The 18,502-nt window shown below is 66.0% G+C and carries 17 protein-coding genes and 2 tRNA genes; 10 read left to right on the top strand and 9 right to left on the bottom strand.

Annotated elements, in window-relative coordinates; genetic code table 11:
- The first annotated feature begins 67 nt into the window (after positions 1–67).
- Together serA and ACLBYA_RS08620 are read left to right on the top strand one after the other, a co-directional pair.
- Positions 68–1,654: a phosphoglycerate dehydrogenase gene (gene serA, locus ACLBYA_RS08615; RefSeq protein ID WP_447708961.1), complete on the top strand. Its 1,587-nt coding sequence runs from the start codon at positions 68–70 to the stop codon at positions 1,652–1,654.
- Entirely contained in the window at positions 1,651–2,661 is a 1,011-nt protein-coding gene (locus ACLBYA_RS08620; RefSeq protein WP_447708962.1) for a 3-isopropylmalate dehydrogenase, read from the top strand. Before serA ends, ACLBYA_RS08620 begins: the two co-directional genes overlap by 4 nt.
- Positions 2,662–2,727: 66 nt before the next feature.
- Here the strand turns inward: ACLBYA_RS08620 and ACLBYA_RS08625 are convergent, their stop codons facing one another.
- A complete protein-coding gene (locus ACLBYA_RS08625; protein WP_447708963.1) occupies positions 2,728–3,693 on the bottom strand; it encodes an SGNH hydrolase domain-containing protein in 966 nt (321 codons plus the stop codon).
- Positions 3,694–3,753: 60 nt separating this feature from the next.
- Positions 3,754–5,001 carry an acyltransferase family protein gene (locus ACLBYA_RS08630; protein WP_447708964.1) on the bottom strand — a complete coding sequence of 416 codons (1,248 nt, stop codon included), beginning with the start codon at positions 4,999–5,001 and terminating at the stop codon, positions 3,754–3,756.
- Between the two features lie 266 nt (positions 5,002–5,267).
- On the opposite strand from ACLBYA_RS08630, the gene ACLBYA_RS08635 reads away from it, so the two are divergent.
- The gene (locus ACLBYA_RS08635) at positions 5,268–5,879 is read left to right on the top strand and encodes a dihydrofolate reductase family protein (RefSeq protein ID WP_447708965.1); all 612 of its coding nucleotides are present in this window, start codon (positions 5,268–5,270) and stop codon (positions 5,877–5,879) included.
- Between the two features lie 64 nt (positions 5,880–5,943).
- Here the strand turns inward: ACLBYA_RS08635 and ahpD are convergent, their stop codons facing one another.
- From ahpD to ACLBYA_RS08650, 3 genes are all read right to left on the bottom strand, one after another.
- A complete protein-coding gene (gene ahpD, locus ACLBYA_RS08640; protein WP_447708966.1) occupies positions 5,944–6,480 on the bottom strand; it encodes an alkyl hydroperoxide reductase AhpD in 537 nt (178 codons plus the stop codon).
- Positions 6,481–6,482: 2 nt separating this feature from the next.
- Positions 6,483–7,070: a peroxiredoxin gene (locus tag ACLBYA_RS08645; RefSeq protein ID WP_447708967.1), complete on the bottom strand. Its 588-nt coding sequence runs from the start codon at positions 7,068–7,070 to the stop codon at positions 6,483–6,485.
- Between the two features lie 134 nt (positions 7,071–7,204).
- On the bottom strand, positions 7,205–8,401 hold the full coding sequence (locus ACLBYA_RS08650; RefSeq protein ID WP_447708968.1) for an MFS transporter: 1,197 nt from the start codon (positions 8,399–8,401) through the stop codon (positions 7,205–7,207).
- Between the two features lie 117 nt (positions 8,402–8,518).
- On the opposite strand from ACLBYA_RS08650, the gene ACLBYA_RS08655 reads away from it, so the two are divergent.
- From ACLBYA_RS08655 to ACLBYA_RS08670, 4 genes are all read left to right on the top strand, one after another.
- Complete coding sequence (locus ACLBYA_RS08655) at positions 8,519–9,301, top strand: fumarylacetoacetate hydrolase family protein (protein WP_447708969.1); 783 nt, start codon at positions 8,519–8,521, stop codon at positions 9,299–9,301.
- Between the two features lie 63 nt (positions 9,302–9,364).
- Positions 9,365–10,825: a glutamate--tRNA ligase gene (gene gltX / locus ACLBYA_RS08660; RefSeq protein WP_447708970.1), complete on the top strand. Its 1,461-nt coding sequence runs from the start codon at positions 9,365–9,367 to the stop codon at positions 10,823–10,825.
- Positions 10,826–10,941: 116 nt separating this feature from the next.
- Positions 10,942–11,013, top strand: a tRNA-Gln gene (locus ACLBYA_RS08665).
- Positions 11,014–11,076: 63 nt separating this feature from the next.
- Positions 11,077–11,149: transfer RNA gene (locus tag ACLBYA_RS08670), tRNA-Glu, on the top strand.
- Between the two features lie 56 nt (positions 11,150–11,205).
- On the opposite strand, the gene ACLBYA_RS08675 is transcribed toward ACLBYA_RS08670, so the two are convergent.
- The 3 genes from ACLBYA_RS08675 to ACLBYA_RS08685 all read right to left on the bottom strand — a co-directional run bounded on the left by ACLBYA_RS08675 (position 11,206) and on the right by ACLBYA_RS08685 (position 14,510).
- Positions 11,206–12,411 carry a DUF1501 domain-containing protein gene (locus tag ACLBYA_RS08675; protein WP_447709079.1) on the bottom strand — a complete coding sequence of 402 codons (1,206 nt, stop codon included), beginning with the start codon at positions 12,409–12,411 and terminating at the stop codon, positions 11,206–11,208.
- A 20-nt stretch (positions 12,412–12,431) separates the two neighbouring features.
- Positions 12,432–13,700 carry a DUF1800 domain-containing protein gene (locus ACLBYA_RS08680; RefSeq protein ID WP_447708971.1) on the bottom strand — a complete coding sequence of 423 codons (1,269 nt, stop codon included), beginning with the start codon at positions 13,698–13,700 and terminating at the stop codon, positions 12,432–12,434.
- A gap of 108 nt (positions 13,701–13,808) precedes the next feature.
- A complete protein-coding gene (locus ACLBYA_RS08685; protein ID WP_447708972.1) occupies positions 13,809–14,510 on the bottom strand; it encodes an IclR family transcriptional regulator in 702 nt (233 codons plus the stop codon).
- 76 nt (positions 14,511–14,586) lie between these two features.
- Here ACLBYA_RS08685 and leuC point away from each other — a divergent pair, with 76 nt between their 5' ends.
- The 3 genes from leuC (at position 14,587) to ACLBYA_RS08700 (ending at position 17,512) form a co-directional block, all read left to right on the top strand.
- Positions 14,587–16,029, top strand: a complete 1,443-nt coding sequence (gene leuC, locus ACLBYA_RS08690) for a 3-isopropylmalate dehydratase large subunit (RefSeq protein WP_447708973.1) — start codon at positions 14,587–14,589, stop codon at positions 16,027–16,029.
- Between the two features lie 28 nt (positions 16,030–16,057).
- Positions 16,058–16,651 (top strand): 3-isopropylmalate dehydratase small subunit, encoded by a 594-nt coding sequence (gene leuD / locus ACLBYA_RS08695; RefSeq protein WP_447708974.1) that lies wholly within the window; start codon positions 16,058–16,060, stop codon positions 16,649–16,651.
- A 204-nt stretch (positions 16,652–16,855) separates the two neighbouring features.
- A complete protein-coding gene (locus ACLBYA_RS08700; RefSeq protein ID WP_447708975.1) occupies positions 16,856–17,512 on the top strand; it encodes an HU family DNA-binding protein in 657 nt (218 codons plus the stop codon).
- 52 nt (positions 17,513–17,564) lie between these two features.
- On the opposite strand, the gene mutT1 is transcribed toward ACLBYA_RS08700, so the two are convergent.
- Positions 17,565–18,479, bottom strand: a complete 915-nt coding sequence (gene mutT1, locus ACLBYA_RS08705; protein ID WP_447708976.1) for an 8-oxo-(d)GTP phosphatase MutT1 — start codon at positions 18,477–18,479, stop codon at positions 17,565–17,567.
- Positions 18,480–18,502: the final 23 nt, after the last annotated feature.

Raw genomic sequence — 18,502 nt, forward strand, 5'->3', positions numbered from 1 at the left:
TGCTCGTTTCGGTGCTGACAGCACGTGACTGTGGTGCCGAGATCGGCACACACTAGGCTGTAGCGCCGTGAGTCTCCCCGTTGTACTGATCGCCGACAAACTCGCCGCCTCGACCGTCGCCGCACTCGGCGACCAGGTCGAGGTCCGCTGGGTCGACGGCCCGGACCGCCCGAAGCTGCTGGAAGCCGTCGCCGATGCCGACGCCCTGCTGGTGCGGTCGGCCACCACCGTCGACGCCGAGGTCATCGCCGCCGCGCCCAAGCTCAAGATCGTCGCCCGCGCCGGCGTCGGCCTGGACAACGTGGACGTCGATGCCGCCACCGCCCGCGGCGTGCTGGTGGTCAACGCGCCGACCTCCAACATCCACAGCGCCGCCGAGCACGCGATGGCGCTGCTGCTGTCCGCGGCCCGTCAGGTCCCGGCCGCCGACGCGACGCTGCGCGAGCGCACCTGGAAGCGCTCGTCGTTCTCCGGCACCGAGATCTACGGCAAGACTGTCGGCGTGGTCGGCCTGGGCCGCATCGGCCAGCTGGTCGCGGCGCGGCTGGCCGCCTTCGGCACCCACGTCATCGCCTACGACCCGTATGTGTCGACGGCACGGGCTGCCCAGATCGGCATCGAACTGGTCAGCCTGGACGAACTGCTGGGCCGCGCCGATTTCATCTCGGTGCACCTGCCCAAGACCAAGGAGACCGCGGGGCTGATCAACGCCGAGGCGCTGGCCAAGACCAAGCCCGGCGTCATCATCGTCAACGCCGCCCGCGGCGGCCTGATCGACGAGCAGGCGCTGGCCGACGCGATCAACAGCGGTCAGGTGCGGGCCGCCGGTCTGGACGTGTTCTCCACCGAACCGTGCACAGACAGCCCGCTGTTCGACCTGCCGCAGGTCGTGGTCACCCCGCACCTGGGCGCCTCCACCGCCGAGGCCCAGGACCGCGCAGGCACCGACGTGGCTGCCAGTGTGAAGTTGGCGCTGGCCGGCGAGTTCGTGCCGGACGCCGTCAACGTCGGCGGCGGAGCGGTCGGTGAAGAAGTCGCGCCGTGGCTTGAACTGGTGCGCAAGCTGGGTCTGCTGGTCGGTTCGCTGGCCGAGGCGCCGGTGGTGTCGCTGTCGGTGCAGGTGCGCGGCGAGCTGGCTTCCGAGGACGTCGAGATCCTGCGACTGTCGGCGCTGCGCGGCCTGTTCTCCGCCGTCGTCGACGAGCAGGTCACCTTCGTCAATGCACCGACCCTGGCCAAGGATCGTGGCGTGACGGCCGAGATCAGCACTGCCAGCGAGAGTCCCAACCACCGCAGCGTGGTCGATGTCCGCGCGGTGTTCGCCGACGGCGGCGCGCTCAATGTGGCGGGCACCCTGTCGGGGCCGCAGCAGGTCCAGAAGATCGTCCAGATCAACGGCCGCAACCTGGATCTGCGGGCAGAGGGCTACAACCTGGTCGTCAACTACACCGATCAGCCCGGTGCGCTGGGCAAGATCGGCACGCTGCTCGGCGGCGCCGACGTCAACATCCTGGCCGCGCAGATGAGCCAGGATGCCACCGGCGAGAGCGCGACGGTCATGCTCCGCCTGGATACCGATGTGCCCGAGGATGTGCGCACCGCGATTGCCTCGGCGGTCGGTGCCACCACCCTGGAAGTGGTCGATCTGTCATGAAACTAGCTGTCATTGCCGGTGACGGCATCGGTCCCGAGGTCATCGACCAGGCGCTGCGGGTGCTCGACGCCGTGCTGCCCGGGGTCGAGCGCACCGAGTACGACCTCGGTGCCCGGCGCTATCACGCGACCGGAGAACTGCTCACCGACGAGACCATCGAGGAACTTCGCGGGTACGACGCGATCCTGTTGGGCGCCATCGGGGATCCCTCGGTGCCCAGCGGTGTCTTGGAACGCGGCATGCTGCTCAAGTTGCGCTTTGCGCTCGACCATCACGTCAACCTGCGGCCGGGCCGGCTCTATCCCGGTGTGGCCAGCCCGCTTTCGGGTGTCACCGGTATCGACTTCGTGGTGGTGCGTGAGGGTACCGAGGGGCCCTACACCGGCAATGGCGGCGCGCTTCGTGTGGGGACACCGCACGAGGTGGCCACCGAGGTCAGCGTCAACACCGCCTTCGGTGTCGAGCGGGTGGTGCGCGATGCCTTCGCCCGGGCGAAGTCCCGCCGCAAGCATCTGACGCTGGTTCACAAGACCAATGTGCTGACCTTCGCGGGCAGCTTGTGGTCGCGGGTGGTCGCCGAAGTGGGTGCCGAGTACCCCGACGTCGAGGTGGCCTACCAGCACATCGACGCCGCCACCATCCATATGGTCACCGACCCGGGCCGCTTCGACGTCATCGTCACCGACAACCTGTTCGGCGACATCATCACTGACCTGTCGGCCGCGGTGTGCGGTGGCATCGGCCTGGCTGCGAGCGGCAATATCGATGCCACGCGCACCAATCCGTCGATGTTCGAGCCGGTGCACGGCAGCGCGCCCGATATCGCCGGGCAAGGTATCGCCGACCCGACCGCCGCGGTGATGAGCGTGGCGTTGCTGCTCGGCCATGTCGGTGAGACCGAAGCGACGGCACGTGTCGACAAGGCTGTCGGTGAGCATCTGGCGACCCGTGGGGATGCCAAGCAGTCCACCAGCGCGGTCGGCGACCGGATCCTGTCGCTCCTCTAGAGCACGCGCAAAGGGCCCCATTTCCGCCGGGAATGGGGCCCTTCGCGACTGCTCGCGGGCGGACGGTCAGCGCGGTGCGTTCAGCGCCGGCGCCATGACCTCCTCGATCGATCCCGACAGGTACTGCGCGTACGGTGTCGTGACGTGGTAGAGGCCGGAATACACCAGTTGATCGGCGATCACCGCGGGGCAGACGTCGGCGCAGAACCAGGGATCGATGTCGACATAGGTCTGCCCGGTGAGCTCCGCGGCCTCGGCCCAGGGGCCCTGAGCCGGTAGCACCTCAGCCGCCGGTTCCGCACACTTGGTGAGATCGCTCGGGTTGTTCGCGACACACTCCGACGGACTTTGTGACGGGCGCGGGATGTTGCCGATGGTGAACGTCTTTGTACCCGGTGGCAATTCGTTGATGGTCTGCACCAGGGCGTCGCGCCAGATCTCCGGGGTCGTCTCCTTGCCGGGGCCCTGATTGCCACCGTCGAAAAAGCCGGTCATCAGCACGATCTCGGCCTTCTCCTGACCGATGACCTGCATTCGCCAGTCCTGCCATTCATCACATTCGGTGTAGGGCCGCTCGAGCTGGTACTGGTAGTAGTTCAATGTGGCGGGGCCGCAATTGCTCTTGGCCAGCACAATCACCCGCCACCCGTTGCGCTTGCCGATCAGATCCAGCGCGCCGTGCCACATCGAGGCAGCCGAATCACCGATCAGCACCATGGTGCGTTCGCCGTCCTTGTCGCCGACGGTGCACGGTCCGAGGTCGTCGAGTCGGCTCTGCTGCAGCGGTGGGTCACAATCCTCCAGCGACCATTGGTCGGCGTAGTCGCCGCTGGCGGCCAGCAGTTGGTCATTGGTGATGTTCGCGGGGAGATCGCGCGCGCCGGCGGCGGCCTGCACCGCTGCCAGGACTTCGGTTTGCGGTACCGCGCTGGGTGCCGAGCCTGTCGCTGCCGGCTCCGGTAGCCCGCCGAGGGCGGGCCGATCAGATTGCGCCTGACACCCGGATGCCATCAATGCGGCGCACAAAGCCATGCCCGCAATCATTTTGGCGCTCGACAACATCGCCATGCACACGATCCTTTCGCAGAACTCTCAGAACAACTGCTGTACAAGGGGGACCGGCAGCGCCCAGCGGTAACGCTCGAAGGCGGCGACCGCGAACACGATGGCGATGCTGACCGGGATGATCGCCAGACTGAGCCACGGACGCGCCGCGAGGATGCGCGACCGACGGATGGGATTCTCGAAACCGTGATACATCGCCGCCGCTGACGCGAAGGTGGCGCCGATCAGCAGCACCAGAACCGGCCACGAGAAGTCGTCGCCGATGCGGGCGGCAGTGATGGTCAGGATCGGCCAATGCACCAAGTAGAGCGAGTACGAGATATCGCCGACGTACGTGAACACCCGACTGCTCAAGATGGCGGTGGGCACGGTGCGCTGTTCGTGCATGCCGCCGATGAGGATGAATGCGGCGCCCAGCACCGGGATTGCGGCGATCCAGCCCGGGAAGCGGCTGGTGTCGTCGAGTGACAGCACCGACCAGGCGGTCGCGCCGACACCGCACCACACCAGGGCGCCGGCCACCCGTGACTGCGCCGATATCGTCGCGGCCAACCACGGTTGCGCCACGGCGATCAGGGCGCCGATCGCCAGTTCCCACGCTCGGGTGAGAGGAGAGAAGAATGCCTCGACCCCGTTTGTGGCCGTCACGGTGATCGAAAGCAGGTAGCTGGCAACCACGATCACCACAAGCAGCCCGAACAGCAGGTGGCGCAACGTGGCTCGCTGTGAGCGGGCCGCGACTGCGATGGCCATCAGCACCAGCAGGGGCCACACCAGGTAGAACTGCTCCTCGACGGCCAGCGACCAATAGTGCTGTAGTGGAGAGGGATCGCTGCCGAGGCGGGCGTAATCGGTACCGGTGGCGATGAAGTGGAAGTTCGCGAGGAACAACGATGACGCCGTGGCGTCCGGAAGCACCCGGGCTCCGCGCAGGAAGTTCGTCAACTCGAAGGTCGCGATGACCGTGAGGGCGATGACCAAGGTCGCCGCGGGGACGATCCGACGTGCTCGCTTGGCATAGAAGTCGAGGAACCATGCACTGGGGGATCGGGTGGACTTGTGCAGGAGCATCCGGGTGATGACGTAACCGGAGATCACGAAGAAGACGTCGACCCCGATGAATCCACCGGGGAATCCCGGCACCCCGGCATGGTCGAGGATGACCACCAGTACCGCGACGGCCCGCAGACCCTGAATGTCGGCGCGGCGGTGCCGGGCCGATGGTGCGTGGGGATCGGGCTGCCCACCGCGTGCGGCACCTACTGCAACCGCCACCGGCCCTGCCTTCTATCTGGGAACTCGCTGTACAAAACGCTGTGAGTTACCTGTGCAACTCTTGCCGGGCACCATAGCAGTTAGATTAGGCTTACCTCAATTCGAGTGGGCGGGCTGTGCGGACACCGGCCGCTACCTGCGGTTATCACTTGTGGTAAGCCGCTGGCTGCCCGAAGCTCGGCCAGAACAACTGATTTGCTGAAATCGCTGGTCGGCGGCACGCGGATATCGCGATGAATCAGCCCACCATGCGAGGTCTAACTGGCATGGGACTCATCGACATCGAATTGTTCGCGACGCTGGATCTGGTCGGGCAGGCGCCCGGCGGCCCCGACGAGGACCCGATCGGGTTCGGCTTCGGCGGATGGCAGGCACCGCTGGTCAATGAGACCGCAGGTGCGCAGGTGGCTGCCGCCTACGACGGCACCGATGCGCTGCTGCTCGGCCGGCGCACCTATGACATCTTCGCGGCCCATTGGCCGCAGCAGGACGACGAATTCGGGGCGATGTTCAACCGCATCCCGAAGTACGTGGCCTCGCGCGGCAGGCCAGACCTGTCCTGGGCGGGGTCGACGCAGCTCGGTCCCGATCTCGGTGCGGCCGTGCGCGAGATCCGGGACCGGCACGAGAAGATCAAGGTGGTCGGCAGTCTCAACCTGGTGCAGACGCTGTTGCGGGAGAAACTGTTCGACCGGATCGACCTCTGGCTGCACCCGATCATGCTCGGCGTCGGAAAGAAGGTGTTCGACGACGGCGTGATCCCGACCAATCTCACACTGCTCGATCCGCCCGCGGTGTGCCCGACGGGCACGGTGTATCTGCGCTACGGACTGGCAGAGGGGGAGCCGGCGACCGGAGATATGGCCGCGCAGCCCTGACGAGCAGGCGCAAACTTGCACGAAAAGGCTTAAAAGCGCAAGTTTGCGTCTGCTCGCGAGAAGGCTAGGAAACGCCGGCCAGTGCGTCCACCGTCGAGAGCGCCTGGGCCACACCGGATACGATCGATGCCAGTCGGATGGCTTCGAAGATCGCGGTGCGTTCCACCCCGGCATCGCGGAGCACGGTCTCATGGGCGGCCAGGCAGTGCCCGCAGCCGTTGATCGCCGACACGGCCAGCGACCACAGCTCGAAATCCTCCTTCGCCACACCGGGATTGCCGATGATGTTCATCCGCAGACCGGCGCGCAGGTCGTCATAACGACCGTCGAGCTGACCCTTGGTGCGGTAGAACACGTTGTTCATGCCCATGATGGCCGCCGCGCCCAGGGCCGCGTTGTAGGCATCCTCGGACAGGGTGTCCAGCGCGTCCTCGCTGATCTCACGGAGCACCCGCTGCGATCTGGTAGCCGCGGCCGTCGCAACCAATGCGCCCCACAGCTGCTGCTCGTTGAGCTCGGTGGTGCGCACGATTGTGCCCAGATTCAGCTTGAGATCCTTGGCGTACTCGGGCAGCGCGTCCTTGATGTTGTCGACGGACATGATCAGACCGCCTCGGCCAGCAGCTCGCCGGCGTCGATTGTGGGATCGCCCTTGCGCCAGTTGCATGCACACAGTTCGTCGGACTGCAGGGCGTCGAGCACGCGCAGCACCTCATCGACGTTGCGGCCCACCGAGCCCGCGGTGACGGACACGAACTGGATCTCGTTGTTCGGGTCGACGATGAAGGTCGCGCGGTCGGCGACACCGTCGGCGTTGAGAACGCCGGTGGCCACGGCGAGTTCGCGCTTGAGGTCCGAGACCATCGGGAACGGCAGCTTTTTGAGCTCGTCATGCTGTGCACGCCACTGGAAGTGCACGAACTCGTTGTCCACGGAGACGCCGAGTACCTTGGCATCACGGTCTTCGAACTCGTCGTTGAGCTTGCCGAACGCGGCGATCTCGGTGGGGCAGACGAAGGTGAAGTCCTTGGGCCAGAAGAACACGATCCGCCACTTGCCGTCATGGTCGGCACTCGTGACGCGGGTGAAGTAGTCATCGGGCTGCTTGGCGTCGACCTTGGTCAGGTCGCCGCCGATCACGGCAGTCAGGTCGTAAGCGGGGAACTGGTCGCCGATCGTCAGCAACGGCATCGAGCACTCCTTAATCTGGAATAATTCCAATGTACGACTCAATTGTGCGTGCCGTTCTGCGCGTCGACAAGCCGTACCCGCGTGATGGTGGACACAACACCGTGGGTCTGAAAGTTGTTCGTAGATGTGCTATTTCACGCGCGCGCGGCAGTGCTGGCGTCCGGGTCGGCCGGTACCAGTGGGTATGCCGCGATGGGGAACAGTGCGCACACCGCAAATGCCAATGGGTAACCCACAACACCGATCAGCGCGCCGAACAGCGGTGAGGCCACGGCGGTCGCGAGGTGCTGGCTGGTGTTCTGGGTGCCCAGCGCACGGCCGCTCCAGAATGGTCCGGCGATCTCGGCGATGGCGGTGAATGCCAGACCGTTGTCCGACACCGTCACCACCGAGGCGATGACCATCAAAGCGATACTCACCGGGGAGTCCAGGGCATCGGTGAGCGCGAGCAGGGCCAGCGTTGCCGATGCTGCCGCGGCGATATAGCGGATGGGCCGCAACCGGGATCCGATCACATCCGACCATCGGCCGGCGGCGATGCGGCCGCCGGCGCCGAGCACCTGAGCGAAGGTCACCAGTGCACCCGCCGATGCCGCCGACCAGTCGCGGTCGGTCATCAGCCACACGAGCATGAAGGTCCACACGAAACCCTGCGGGATGACCAGCAGCACCGAAACCGCATGAATGCGCACCAGAACCGACGAACCCCGGTACGGATTGGCCAGATGTGCCGGTGGCGCCTCGGCCCGCGGGGGGCGGGGTGGGTCGAGCACGCCGGCCGCACAGATCACTGCCGACGCCGCGCAGACGATGGCGGGGAACAGCAGTGCGGTGGCGATGCCGTGGCTCTCGGCCACCCGTGGGATCACCAGGGCTCCGATGCCCACGCCCAGCGGTGTCGCGGTCTGTCGGATACCCATCGCCAGGCCGCGTTGCTCGGGCGGGAACCAGCCGACGACCACCCGGCCGCTGGCGGAGTTGCTGCTCGCGGCGGCCATGCCGCCCAGTAACAGGAACGCCCCGACCGCCCACAGTGAGTTGACCGCGGCGGCGCCGAAGGCGAAGGCCGCGGTCAGTGCCGATCCCACGGTGAGTACGAAGCGTTCGCCCACCCGATCGACCAGCCAACCCCATGCGATCAGCGTCACCACCATTCCGAAGCTGGGCATCGCCGAGAGCAGGCCTGCCGCAGCCAGATCGAGGCCACGATCGCGGTGCAGGGTAGGAATCAGAAACGCCGCTCCGTTGATGAACACGTTGGCGCATGTGGTCGCGGTCAGCGCGATGACCAGCATCGACCAGCGGCGGGCGGTGCTGATCGAGCGGTCCATGCTGCCCATGTTGCCACGGCGATCTCAATATATTGAATCTTGGTACCAATATATGAGACGCTCGACAGAGGCCGGTCCCGCGCACGGGCGGTGTCGGCGGCTAACTAGGCTGGAGCCATGCGCCTCGGTCGAATTGCCAGTCCAGACGGGGTCGCCTTCGTGGTCATCGAAGGCGACTCGACAGCCAGTGCCGTATGCCGCGAGATCGCCGAGCAGTACCTCTCGCGCAATCCCACCTTCACCGGGCGCAGCTGGCCGCTGGCCGATGTCCGGCTGCTGGCACCGATCCTGGCGTCCAAGGTGGTCGCGATGGGCAAGAACTATGCCGCCCACGCCCGCGAGATGGGTAGCGAGGCGCCCGAGGATCCGGTGATCTTCCTCAAGCCCAACACCGCGATCATCGGCCCCAATGTGGCCATCACGCTGCCCGCCGACGCCAATCCGGTGCATCACGAGGGTGAGCTCGTCATCGTCATCGAGCGGCCCTGCAAGGATGTTCCGGCCGCCAAGGCCGCCGAGTACATCCTCGGCTACACCATCGCCAACGATGTCTCGGCACGCGACCAGCAGGCCAAGGATGGTCAGTGGATGCGGGCGAAGGGGCATGACACTTTCTGCCCGGTCGGGCCGTGGATCGAAACCGCGGTCGACCCGAGCGATCTGGACATCCGTACCGAGGTCAACGGACAGCTGCGACAGGACAGCAACACTGCGCTGCTGCTGCATGACGTCGGCGCGATCGTCGAATGGGTATCGGCGGTGATGACATTGCTGCCCGGCGATCTGATCCTGACCGGTACGCCTGAGGGCGTCGGCCCGATCGAAGACGGTGACACCGTCAGCATCACCGTCGAAGGTATCGGCACGCTCACCAATCCCGTTGTGCGAAAGGGAAAGTAGATGACCCCCGAGATGAGCGCGAGTGAGGATCGTGCGAGGACCGGAGCGAGTGGGAGTCGAGGCATGACCCAAGAGAACGTCCGGGTACGTTTCTGCCCGTCGCCCACCGGCACTCCGCATGTCGGCCTGGTCCGTACCGCGCTGTTCAACTGGGCCTACGCGCGACACACCGGCGGCACCTTCGTCTTCCGGATCGAGGACACCGACGCTGCTCGCGACAGCCAGGAGAGTTACGACGCCATCCTCGACGCGCTGCGCTGGCTCGGGTTGGACTGGGACGAGGGTCCGGAGGTCGGCGGGCCGTACGGGCCGTATCGGCAGTCCGAACGCTCCGAGATCTACCGTGAGGTGATCGCGAAATTACTCGACGCCGGCGAGGTCTACCCGGCCTACTCCACCCCCGAGGAGGTGGAGGCCCGGCACCTGGCGGCCGGCCGCAATCCCAAGCTCGGCTACGACAATTACGACCGCGAACTCACCGACGCCCAGCGCGCCGAGTTCGAAACGCAGGGGCGCAAGCCCGTTCTGCGGCTGCGGATGCCCGATGCGGATCTGTCGTGGACCGACCTGGTGCGGGGCGAGACCACCTTCGCCGCGGGCGTGGTGCCCGATTTCGCGATCACGCGAGCCAGCGGTGATCCGTTGTACACCTTGGTCAATCCGGTCGATGATGCGCTGATGAAGGTCACCCACGTGCTACGCGGTGAGGACCTGTTGCCCTCGACGCCGCGGCAACTGGCGCTCTACCAGGCTTTGATCCGCATCGGGGTCACCGACTTCATCCCCGAGTTCGCGCACCTGCCAAGTGTTCTCGGTGACGGCAACAAGAAGCTGTCCAAGCGTGATCCGCAGTCGAACCTGTTCCTGCACCGCGACCGCGGCTTCATCCCCGAGGGCCTGCTGAACTATCTGGCACTGCTGGGCTGGGGCATCGCCGACGATCACGACCTGTTCAGCCTGGACGAGATGGTGGCCGCCTTCGATGTCGCCGACGTCAACTCGAATCCGGCCCGGTTCGACCAGAAGAAGGCCGACGCCATCAACGCCGAGCACATCCGGATGCTCGAGCCTGCCGATTTCACGGTCCGACTGAAGAACTTCCTGGCAGCTCACGGACATGACACCGGCCTGGACGACGCCGGGTTCGCCGAAGCGGCCGCCCTGGTGCAGACCCGCATCGTCGTGCTCGGCGACGCCTGGGATCTGCTGAAGTTCTTCGACGATGCCGGCTTCGCCATCGACGAGAAGTCCGCCGCCAAGGAGCTCAAGCCCGAAGCGGCCGCCGTGCTGGATGCGTCGCTGACGGCGTTGCAGGGGCTGGGGGAGTGGACGACCGCCGGGATCGAGGAAGCGCTCAAGGCGGCACTGCTGGACGGACTGGAGCTCAAACCGCGCAAGGCCTTCGGTCCGCTGCGGGTGGCCGTCACCGGTGCGACGGTGAGCCCGCCACTGTTCGAGTCGATGGAACTGCTCGGTCGGGACCGCAGTCTGGCGCGGCTGGCGGCGGCCAGAGACCGGGTGTGAAAAGTGGTCCGAAATCTTTGGTAGTCTTCTCGTCGGCCCGGTAACCACCAGAGAGTGATCCTCACCGGTGGGAAATGGTCCGAAAGGTGCTCTGAGCTGCAGCGATGAGCACCAAATGGGGTATGGTGTAATTGGCAACACTAGGGATTCTGATTCCCTCATTCTAGGTTCGAGTCCTGGTACCCCAGCTGTCCCGGCGATTAGGCCAGTAGAAGCTCCTGAGCTATGCTGACCGTCCGGAACAAGTTCTAGCCCCCGTCGTCTAGCGGCCTAGGACGCCGCCCTCTCACGGCGGTAGCGTGGGTTCGAATCCCATCGGGGGTACAAACAAAAGTCCCAGGAGAAATCCTGGGACTTTTTTGTCCGGTGGTCTGAACCGATCACAGGAATCCGATGTTCCGACGGCCGGGCCCGATCGACGGCTCCGGGTCGGCGCCCAACGTCTTGTCGAGCAGCTCGTGATAGACGTCTCGAAAATCGGTTGTGGTCTTCAGATCGCCGTCCTGTAGGTCGGTCAGGCTCGGGGCGTCGCCGTAGAACCCGCCGCGGACGGGCTCGCCGACGATCAGGACCGGACCCGAGGTGCCGTGGTCGGTGCCCTGGGTGGTGTTGGCGGCCACCCGCCGGCCGAATTCCGAATAGATCATCGTGACCACCCGCCGGCCGTAGGCGTTGTTGCGCATCTGCTTCAAGAACGGCGTCAAGGCGGCATCGACGGCGGCGAGCAGTCGCTGTTGGTCACCGCGCTCGTTGGCATGGGTGTCGAAACCGCCGAGTGAGACCATGTACACCTTGGTGGGGACACCGGCGCGGACACATTGGGCCACCAACTCCAGATCGTCGGCGAGTTGCTTGCCGAGATCGGTCGCAGCGGTCGGCGGCAGTGGACTGTCGGTGAAATTCCGGAAAGTGTCATCGGTCACGCGATAGGCCCGGTAGTCGTCGCGGACCGCGGCCATAGCCGGGGTGTCGAGCGGGTCCGGCGCGCTCAGCGCTTCCAGCGCTGCGGAGATGTCGGCAGGCATCTTCGGGATCGTCGCCGAAAGCCCGGCTGCGGTGCGCTTTTCGCCGATGGCCAACGGCGGCAACACAGTGCCGATGTTGACTGCCCGCAACGGGTCGTCGCCTGTGGTGTCCAGCCAGCGCCCGATCCATCCCGATGCGGTCGGATCGTCAGGGGAGGCGGTCTGCCAGATGTCCATGGATCGGAAGTGACTTCGGTCCTGTCGCGGGTACCCGACGCCGCGGATGATGGCCATGTTGCCCGCGTCCCAGGATGCGGCCAGACCGGTCAGCGCAGGGTTCAGTCCGACGGTCCCGTCGAGATCGAGCACCGAGCCCGGCCTGAACGCCAGGTCGGGGCGTGCGTCGTAGTATGCGTTGTCGGTGTATGGGATTACGGTATTGAGACCGTCGTTGCCGCCGTAGAGCGTGAGGATCACCAGGATGCCGGTATCGACGGGCAGGGGCTGGTCCTGTGCGCGCTCGAACAACTGGGGCAGCGTGACCGCCGCTCCTGCCGCCGCAGCCAGGCCTGCCGCGCCGGCACTTGCGATCAGAAACCTCCGGCGATTGATGTCGGTGATTGTCTTCGCCTCCAACTCCACTAGACCGTCAGGTATTCGGGCGTGTTGACGGCAGCCGTGATCAATCGATCCGGGTTGCCGGCCAGCGAGGACAGCGCCGCGGCCGTGGTGTCCGACCAGGCTCCGATACCCAGTAGGTAGCCCGCCGCGTCGACGCGATCGCCCATGGCGGCATCCTGGACCAGCGATGCATCGCCGAGAGGCACGAAGTTGTCTGCTGCCCAGACCCGTGCCGCCGCAGCAGTATTGGACAGCCACACCCGGCCCTGCGGCCAACCGTCGACATCGGGCGGAGCGAACGGGCGCTGGCCCATCACCTTGAGCACGACGTCGCAGGCGGTCAGCGTCTTCGGGCCGTCGAGCGGTACCGACAGCGAGCGCAGCATGCCGATCAGCCACTCCACCGGCGTGACAACCGCGGTGCCGGTGCCGGCGATGAAGTCCGGATCGAGAAAAATAGCCTTGGTCAACGCCTTCAGATCCCGGTTCGGGCCGTAGGCGGCCACGAGTCGGTCCGAGGTGGCTGCGCCCGGGTCGGCATCTGTTGCCAACAGCCGCCACAACTTCGAACTGACGAAACGTGCCGAGGCGGGATGTGCGAGCACGATGTCGCAGAACTCGCGGTCCCCGAGCGGGCCGGTCACTCCGAGCACGGTTTTGGTGCCGCCGTCGTGCTGGGCTGCCACCAGCAGTGTCCCGTTACCCAGCGTGTCGACGCGGCCGGTGAGTGCCCGCGCCCCCTCGCGCACGTCGCTTTCGGTGTAGCCGTTGTCGTGACCGAGGGCGAAGAGTTCCATGAATTCGCGGGAGAGATTCTCGTTCGGCGCCTCCTTGGTGTTGCCCAGCCCGTCGAGCCAGCGCAGCATCGCGGAGTCGGTGAGCATGGCGTAGGCCAGGTCGCGGAAGTCGCCGAGGGCATGCCGGCGCAGCGTCTGGTTCTGGGCCGCCATGAACTCCGCGGCCACCACCTTCTCCACCGAGGTGGCGAAGTGGTTGTGCCAGACGAATGTCAGCTTCTCGTGGATCGGTTGGCGCACGGCCACCATCCGTCGGATCCACCAGCCGGACAGGTCCTGCATCTGGGACAGCATGGTGCTGACAAAGGGGCCGGTGGCGGCTTCGCTGGTCGGCAACGCGGGGGTGGCGTAGGACGCCATCGGGGTCGCGATCGCACCGGGGTCGGCGGCCGGGTCTGCGCCGAGGACCCCGTCGAGGTAAGCGCTGCGATCTTGAACCACCGCCGCATCGACGTCGCGTCCGGACGCGCCGAAACCCGACCGCCGCAACATTCGCGCGGTGGCCTGCCATTGCGCTGATTGAGAACCCGTGATCGACACCTCCGGCCGGCATCGATGTGCCCCAGCCGTCATGAGGATAAGGGGCGCGTGGACAGTTTGCTATAGGCGGCGGGTGAGGGCTTCGGCGGCGGCCAACAGATCGGCGGCCCAGCGCGCCCCCGGCCGTCGACCCATCCGATCGATCGGGCCGGACACCGACACCGCGGCGATGACGGCTCCGCGCCCGTCGCGCACCGGTGCGGACACACTGGCGACACCGGTCTCGCGTTCGGCCGCACTCTGCGCCCAGCCACGCTTGCGCACCTCGGCCAGTGTCCGCTCGGTGAACTTGGCCGCCGGTAGGACCGCCTGCTGGGTCGCCTGATCGCTGTAGGCCAACAGAACTTTGGCGCCCGAGCCTGCGGTCATCGGAAGCCGGGTCCCGACGGGCACGGTGTCGCGCAATCCGACCGGCGGCTCCAACGCTGCCACGCACACCCGCGATGTACCCTCGCGCCGGTAGAGCTGCACACTTTCACCGGTGAGTTCGCGCAGCCGCGGCAGTACCACTGCGCCGGCGGCCAGCAGCGGATCGTTGACCTGACCGGCCAATTCGGTGAGGGCCGGCCCCAGTCGCCACCGCCCCTCGCCGTCGCGGGCCAGCAGTCGGTGCACCTCGAGGCCGGCGGCCAACCGATGCGCGGTGGCTCGGGGCAGGCCCGTGCGCTCGCACAGTTCGGCCAGCCCGCACGGGGACTCGGCCACCGTATGCAGCACGCCCACCGCTTTGTCGAGGACGCCGATACCGCTATCCTGTCTCACAGGGAGATACTAGCGTTCCGCATTGTGAGATAGCCAGCCCGTCACGGCAGGACGCCCGAGTCGAATAGAGAAGCCCATGGAGCAGCCCAAGCCACGCACTTTGGCCGAGAAGGTATGGGACGACCACGTCGTGTCCCGCGGCGCCGGTGAAGGAGCGGCCAAGGAGCCCGACCTCATCTACATCGATCTGCATCTGGTGCACGAGGTCACCAGTCCGCAGGCCTTCGATGGTCTGCGACTGGCCGGCCGCCCCGTGCGCCGCCCCGATCTCACCATCGCGACCGAGGACCACAATGTCCCGACCGTCGACATCGACAAGCCGATCGCCGACCCGGTTTCGCGGACACAGGTCGAGACACTGCGCCGCAACTGCGAAGAATTCGGGATCCGATTGCACCCGATGGGCGATGCCGAGCAGGGCATCGTGCACATCATCGGTCCGCAGCTCGGCCTCACCCAGCCCGGTATGACGGTGGTGTGCGGTGACAGTCACACCTCGACGCATGGCGCTTTCGGCTCGATCGCCATGGGAATCGGCACCTCCGAGGTCGAACACGTCATGGCCACCCAGACTTTGGCGCTCAAACCGTTCAAGACCATGGCGGTCAACGTCGACGGTGAGCTGCCCGACGGGGTCAGTGCCAAGGACATCATCCTGGCGGTGATCGCGAAGATCGGTACCGGTGGCGGGCAGGGCCACGTCATCGAATACCGGGGCAGTGCCATCGAATCCTTGTCGATGGAAGGCCGGATGACGATCTGCAACATGAGCATCGAAGCCGGTGCGCGGGCGGGCATGGTCGCCCCGGACGAGACGACATACGAGTTCCTCAAGGGTCGCCCGCATGCGCCTACGGGGGAGGATTGGGACGCCGCGGTCGCGGCCTGGAGCCAGTTGCGCACCGACGAGGGAGCCGAATTCGACACCGAGGTGTACCTGGACGCGGCGGAACTGAGCCCCTTCGTCACCTGGGGCACCAACCCCGGACAAGGTGTGCCGCTGTCGGCCACCGTCCCGGACCCGGAGCTGATGCACAGCGATGACGAGCGCCAGGCAGCCGAGAAAGCCTTGACCTATATGGACCTTCAGGCCGGTACGCCGATGCGGGATATCCCGGTGGACACGGTGTTCGTCGGGTCGTGCACCAACGGCCGTATCGAGGATCTGCGCGTCGTCGCCGAGATCCTGGACGGCCGCACGTTGGCCGAGGGGATCCGCATGCTCATCGTGCCCGGTTCCATGCGGGTGCGGGCCCAGGCCGAATCCGAAGGCCTGGGTGCGATCTTCACCGCCGCGGGCGCCGAGTGGCGGCAGGCCGGTTGCTCAATGTGCCTCGGTATGAATCCGGACACACTTTCCCCCGGCGAGCGCTGCGCTTCGACATCGAACCGGAATTTCGAGGGCAGGCAGGGCAAGGGCGGTCGGACCCATCTGGTTTCGCCTGCGGTGGCCGCCGCCACCGCGGTCCGGGGCACGCTGTCCTCACCGGCAGACCTGGCCACCGTCGCCGCCCACTAGACGTCGAACTTTCAAGGAGTACTAGGACATGCAGGCATTCCACACCCACAAGGGCATCGGCGTCCCGCTGCGACGGTCCAATGTGGACACCGACCAGATCATCCCGGCGGTGTATTTGAAGCGGGTCACCCGAACGGGTTTCGAGGACGGTCTGTTCGCCGCCTGGCGCAACGATCCGTCCTTCATTTTGAATCTGGCGCCCTTCGACAAGGGTTCGGTATTGGTCGCCGGACCGGACTTCGGGACCGGATCCTCCCGCGAGCATGCCGTCTGGGCGCTCATGGATTACGGATTCCGGGTCGTCATCTCGCCCCGATTCGCCGATATCTTCCGGGGGAACGCCGGAAAAGCGGGTCTGCTGGCCGCCGAAGTCGCTCACGATGATGTCGAACTTCTCTGGAAGCTGATCGAGCAGAATCCGGGCTTGGAAATCACTGTGAATCTTCAAGATCGAACCATCACCGCCGGAACGGTCGTGGTGCCGTTCAACATTGATGACTACACCGCCTGGCGGCTGCTCGAGGGGCTCGACGATATAGGCCTTACGCTGCGGAAACAGGATGAAATCGCGGCCTATGAGCAGGCTCGTCCGAGCTTCAAACCGACCACTCTGCCGGCCTGAATTCGGGCCCTTCGGAGCCCCAAATATGGCCCGGCAACCGCATTCTCGGACGCGGGTACCACTACCTATGTGGGCCAACCAGATTGCCGAAATATCTCTCAGCTACGACTGAAACTGCGCGTGGCTCTTGGAAATATGCAGCAAATAGGTTTACCGTGTCCTCTAGTCGGTCCAAGGTGGACCACTGGACTTCGGAGGGTTTGCATGAACAAAGCAGAGCTCATCGACGCACTCACAACCAAGTTGGGCACCGATCGTCGACAGGCTACTGCCGCGGTTGAGAACATCGTCGATACGATCGTGCGTGCCGTGCACAAGGGCGAGAGCGTCACCATCACCGGCTTCGGCGTCTTCGAGCAGCGTCGTCGCGCTGCCCGTGTCGCTCGCAACCCGCGCACCGGTGAGACGGTCAAGGTCAAGCCGACGTCGGTTCCGGCCTTCCGTCCGGGCGCGCAGTTCAAGGCGGTTGTCTCTGGCGCGCAGCGCCTCCCGGCTGACGGCCCGGCCGTCAAGCGTGGTGTCGCGGCCGCCCCGGCCAAGCGCACCGCCGCGAAGAAGGCCGCTCCGGCCAAGCGCGCTGCGGTGAAGAAGGCCGCGCCGGCTGCCAAGAAGGCGGCTCCGGCGAAGAAGGCCGTCGTCAAGAAGGCAGCTCCGGCTGCCAAGAAGGCCGCACCGGCGAAGAAGGCTCCGGCTGCCAAGAAGGCCGCACCGGCGAAGAAGGCTCCGGCTGCCAAGAAGGCCGCACCGGCGAAGAAGGCTCCGGCCGCCAAGAAGGCCGCACCGGCCAAGAAGGTCGTCGCCAAGGCTCCGGCCAAGAAGGCCCCGGCCAAAAAGGCTCCGGTCAAGCGCGGTCGTCGCTAGTCGATCTACCCAAAAACACCCCAAACCGCCCGGTTTGGGGTGTTTTTGCGTGTCAGTCCAGTATCGCCAGCGGACTGCCGATATGGTCGGCGGCAATCGGCCCGTTGGAATCCGAGGACAGCACCCACGTGCTGGCCTTGCGGTTACGTGACTTGTCGGGGCGGACCCCGCCGCGGTCGCACCACCAGCTGATCAGATCGGGGATGACCGCGCCCTGCGTGCAGATCACCGGAACCCCACCGGCTCCCGCGATATCCAGGATGCGGTGCCGGGCGGCCTTACGATCTTCGGCGTAGGCCTCTTCGGTGAGGGTCGGCTCGACCTCGATCGGCACCCCGAGTTCCTGCGCCAGCGGTTCGACGGTCTGCTCGCACCGCACCCGGGGGGCGGCGTGGACGTGGGTGGCCCCGAACGCCAGTAGCTGACCGACCAGCGATTCGGCCTGTGCCCGGCCGTGCTTGTCGAGCGGCCGTTTACGGTCCTCACCCTTGTACTTGGCCCGGGACCCGGCGCGGGCATGCCGGACGATCAGCAGGGTTTCGGTGTCGTACGGTGCTTTGGTGAAGCGTCGCAGCACCTTCCGGTCCGCCGGATAGTGCACCTTTTTCATGGCCTCGTCGACCGGCAGCCAGCGCAGCTCATCGACCTCGTCGGCCGCGTGGAATTCACCGTCGACCGTACGTGCAGCCCAGTAGACGACCCGCTTGGTGGTCTCACCGACGGGATAGGTGACGACACACAGCCGTCGGCCCAACCGACTGGCGAATCCGGTCTCCTCGCTCAGCTCACGAACAGCGGTGACCGGATGTGTCTCGCCGGGATCGACCTTGCCCTTGGGCAGTGACCAGTCGTCATAGCGGGGCCGGTGCACCACGGCAACTTCGGTGCGCCCCGCCTGATCCCGCCACAACACCGCACCCGCCGCGTGAATTGTCTTTACCTTGCGTCGGGTCTGGGTGTCCGACACATCAGCTCCTCGATACTGTCAGC

It is taken from the genome of Mycobacterium sp. C31M (genome assembly GCF_053345865.1).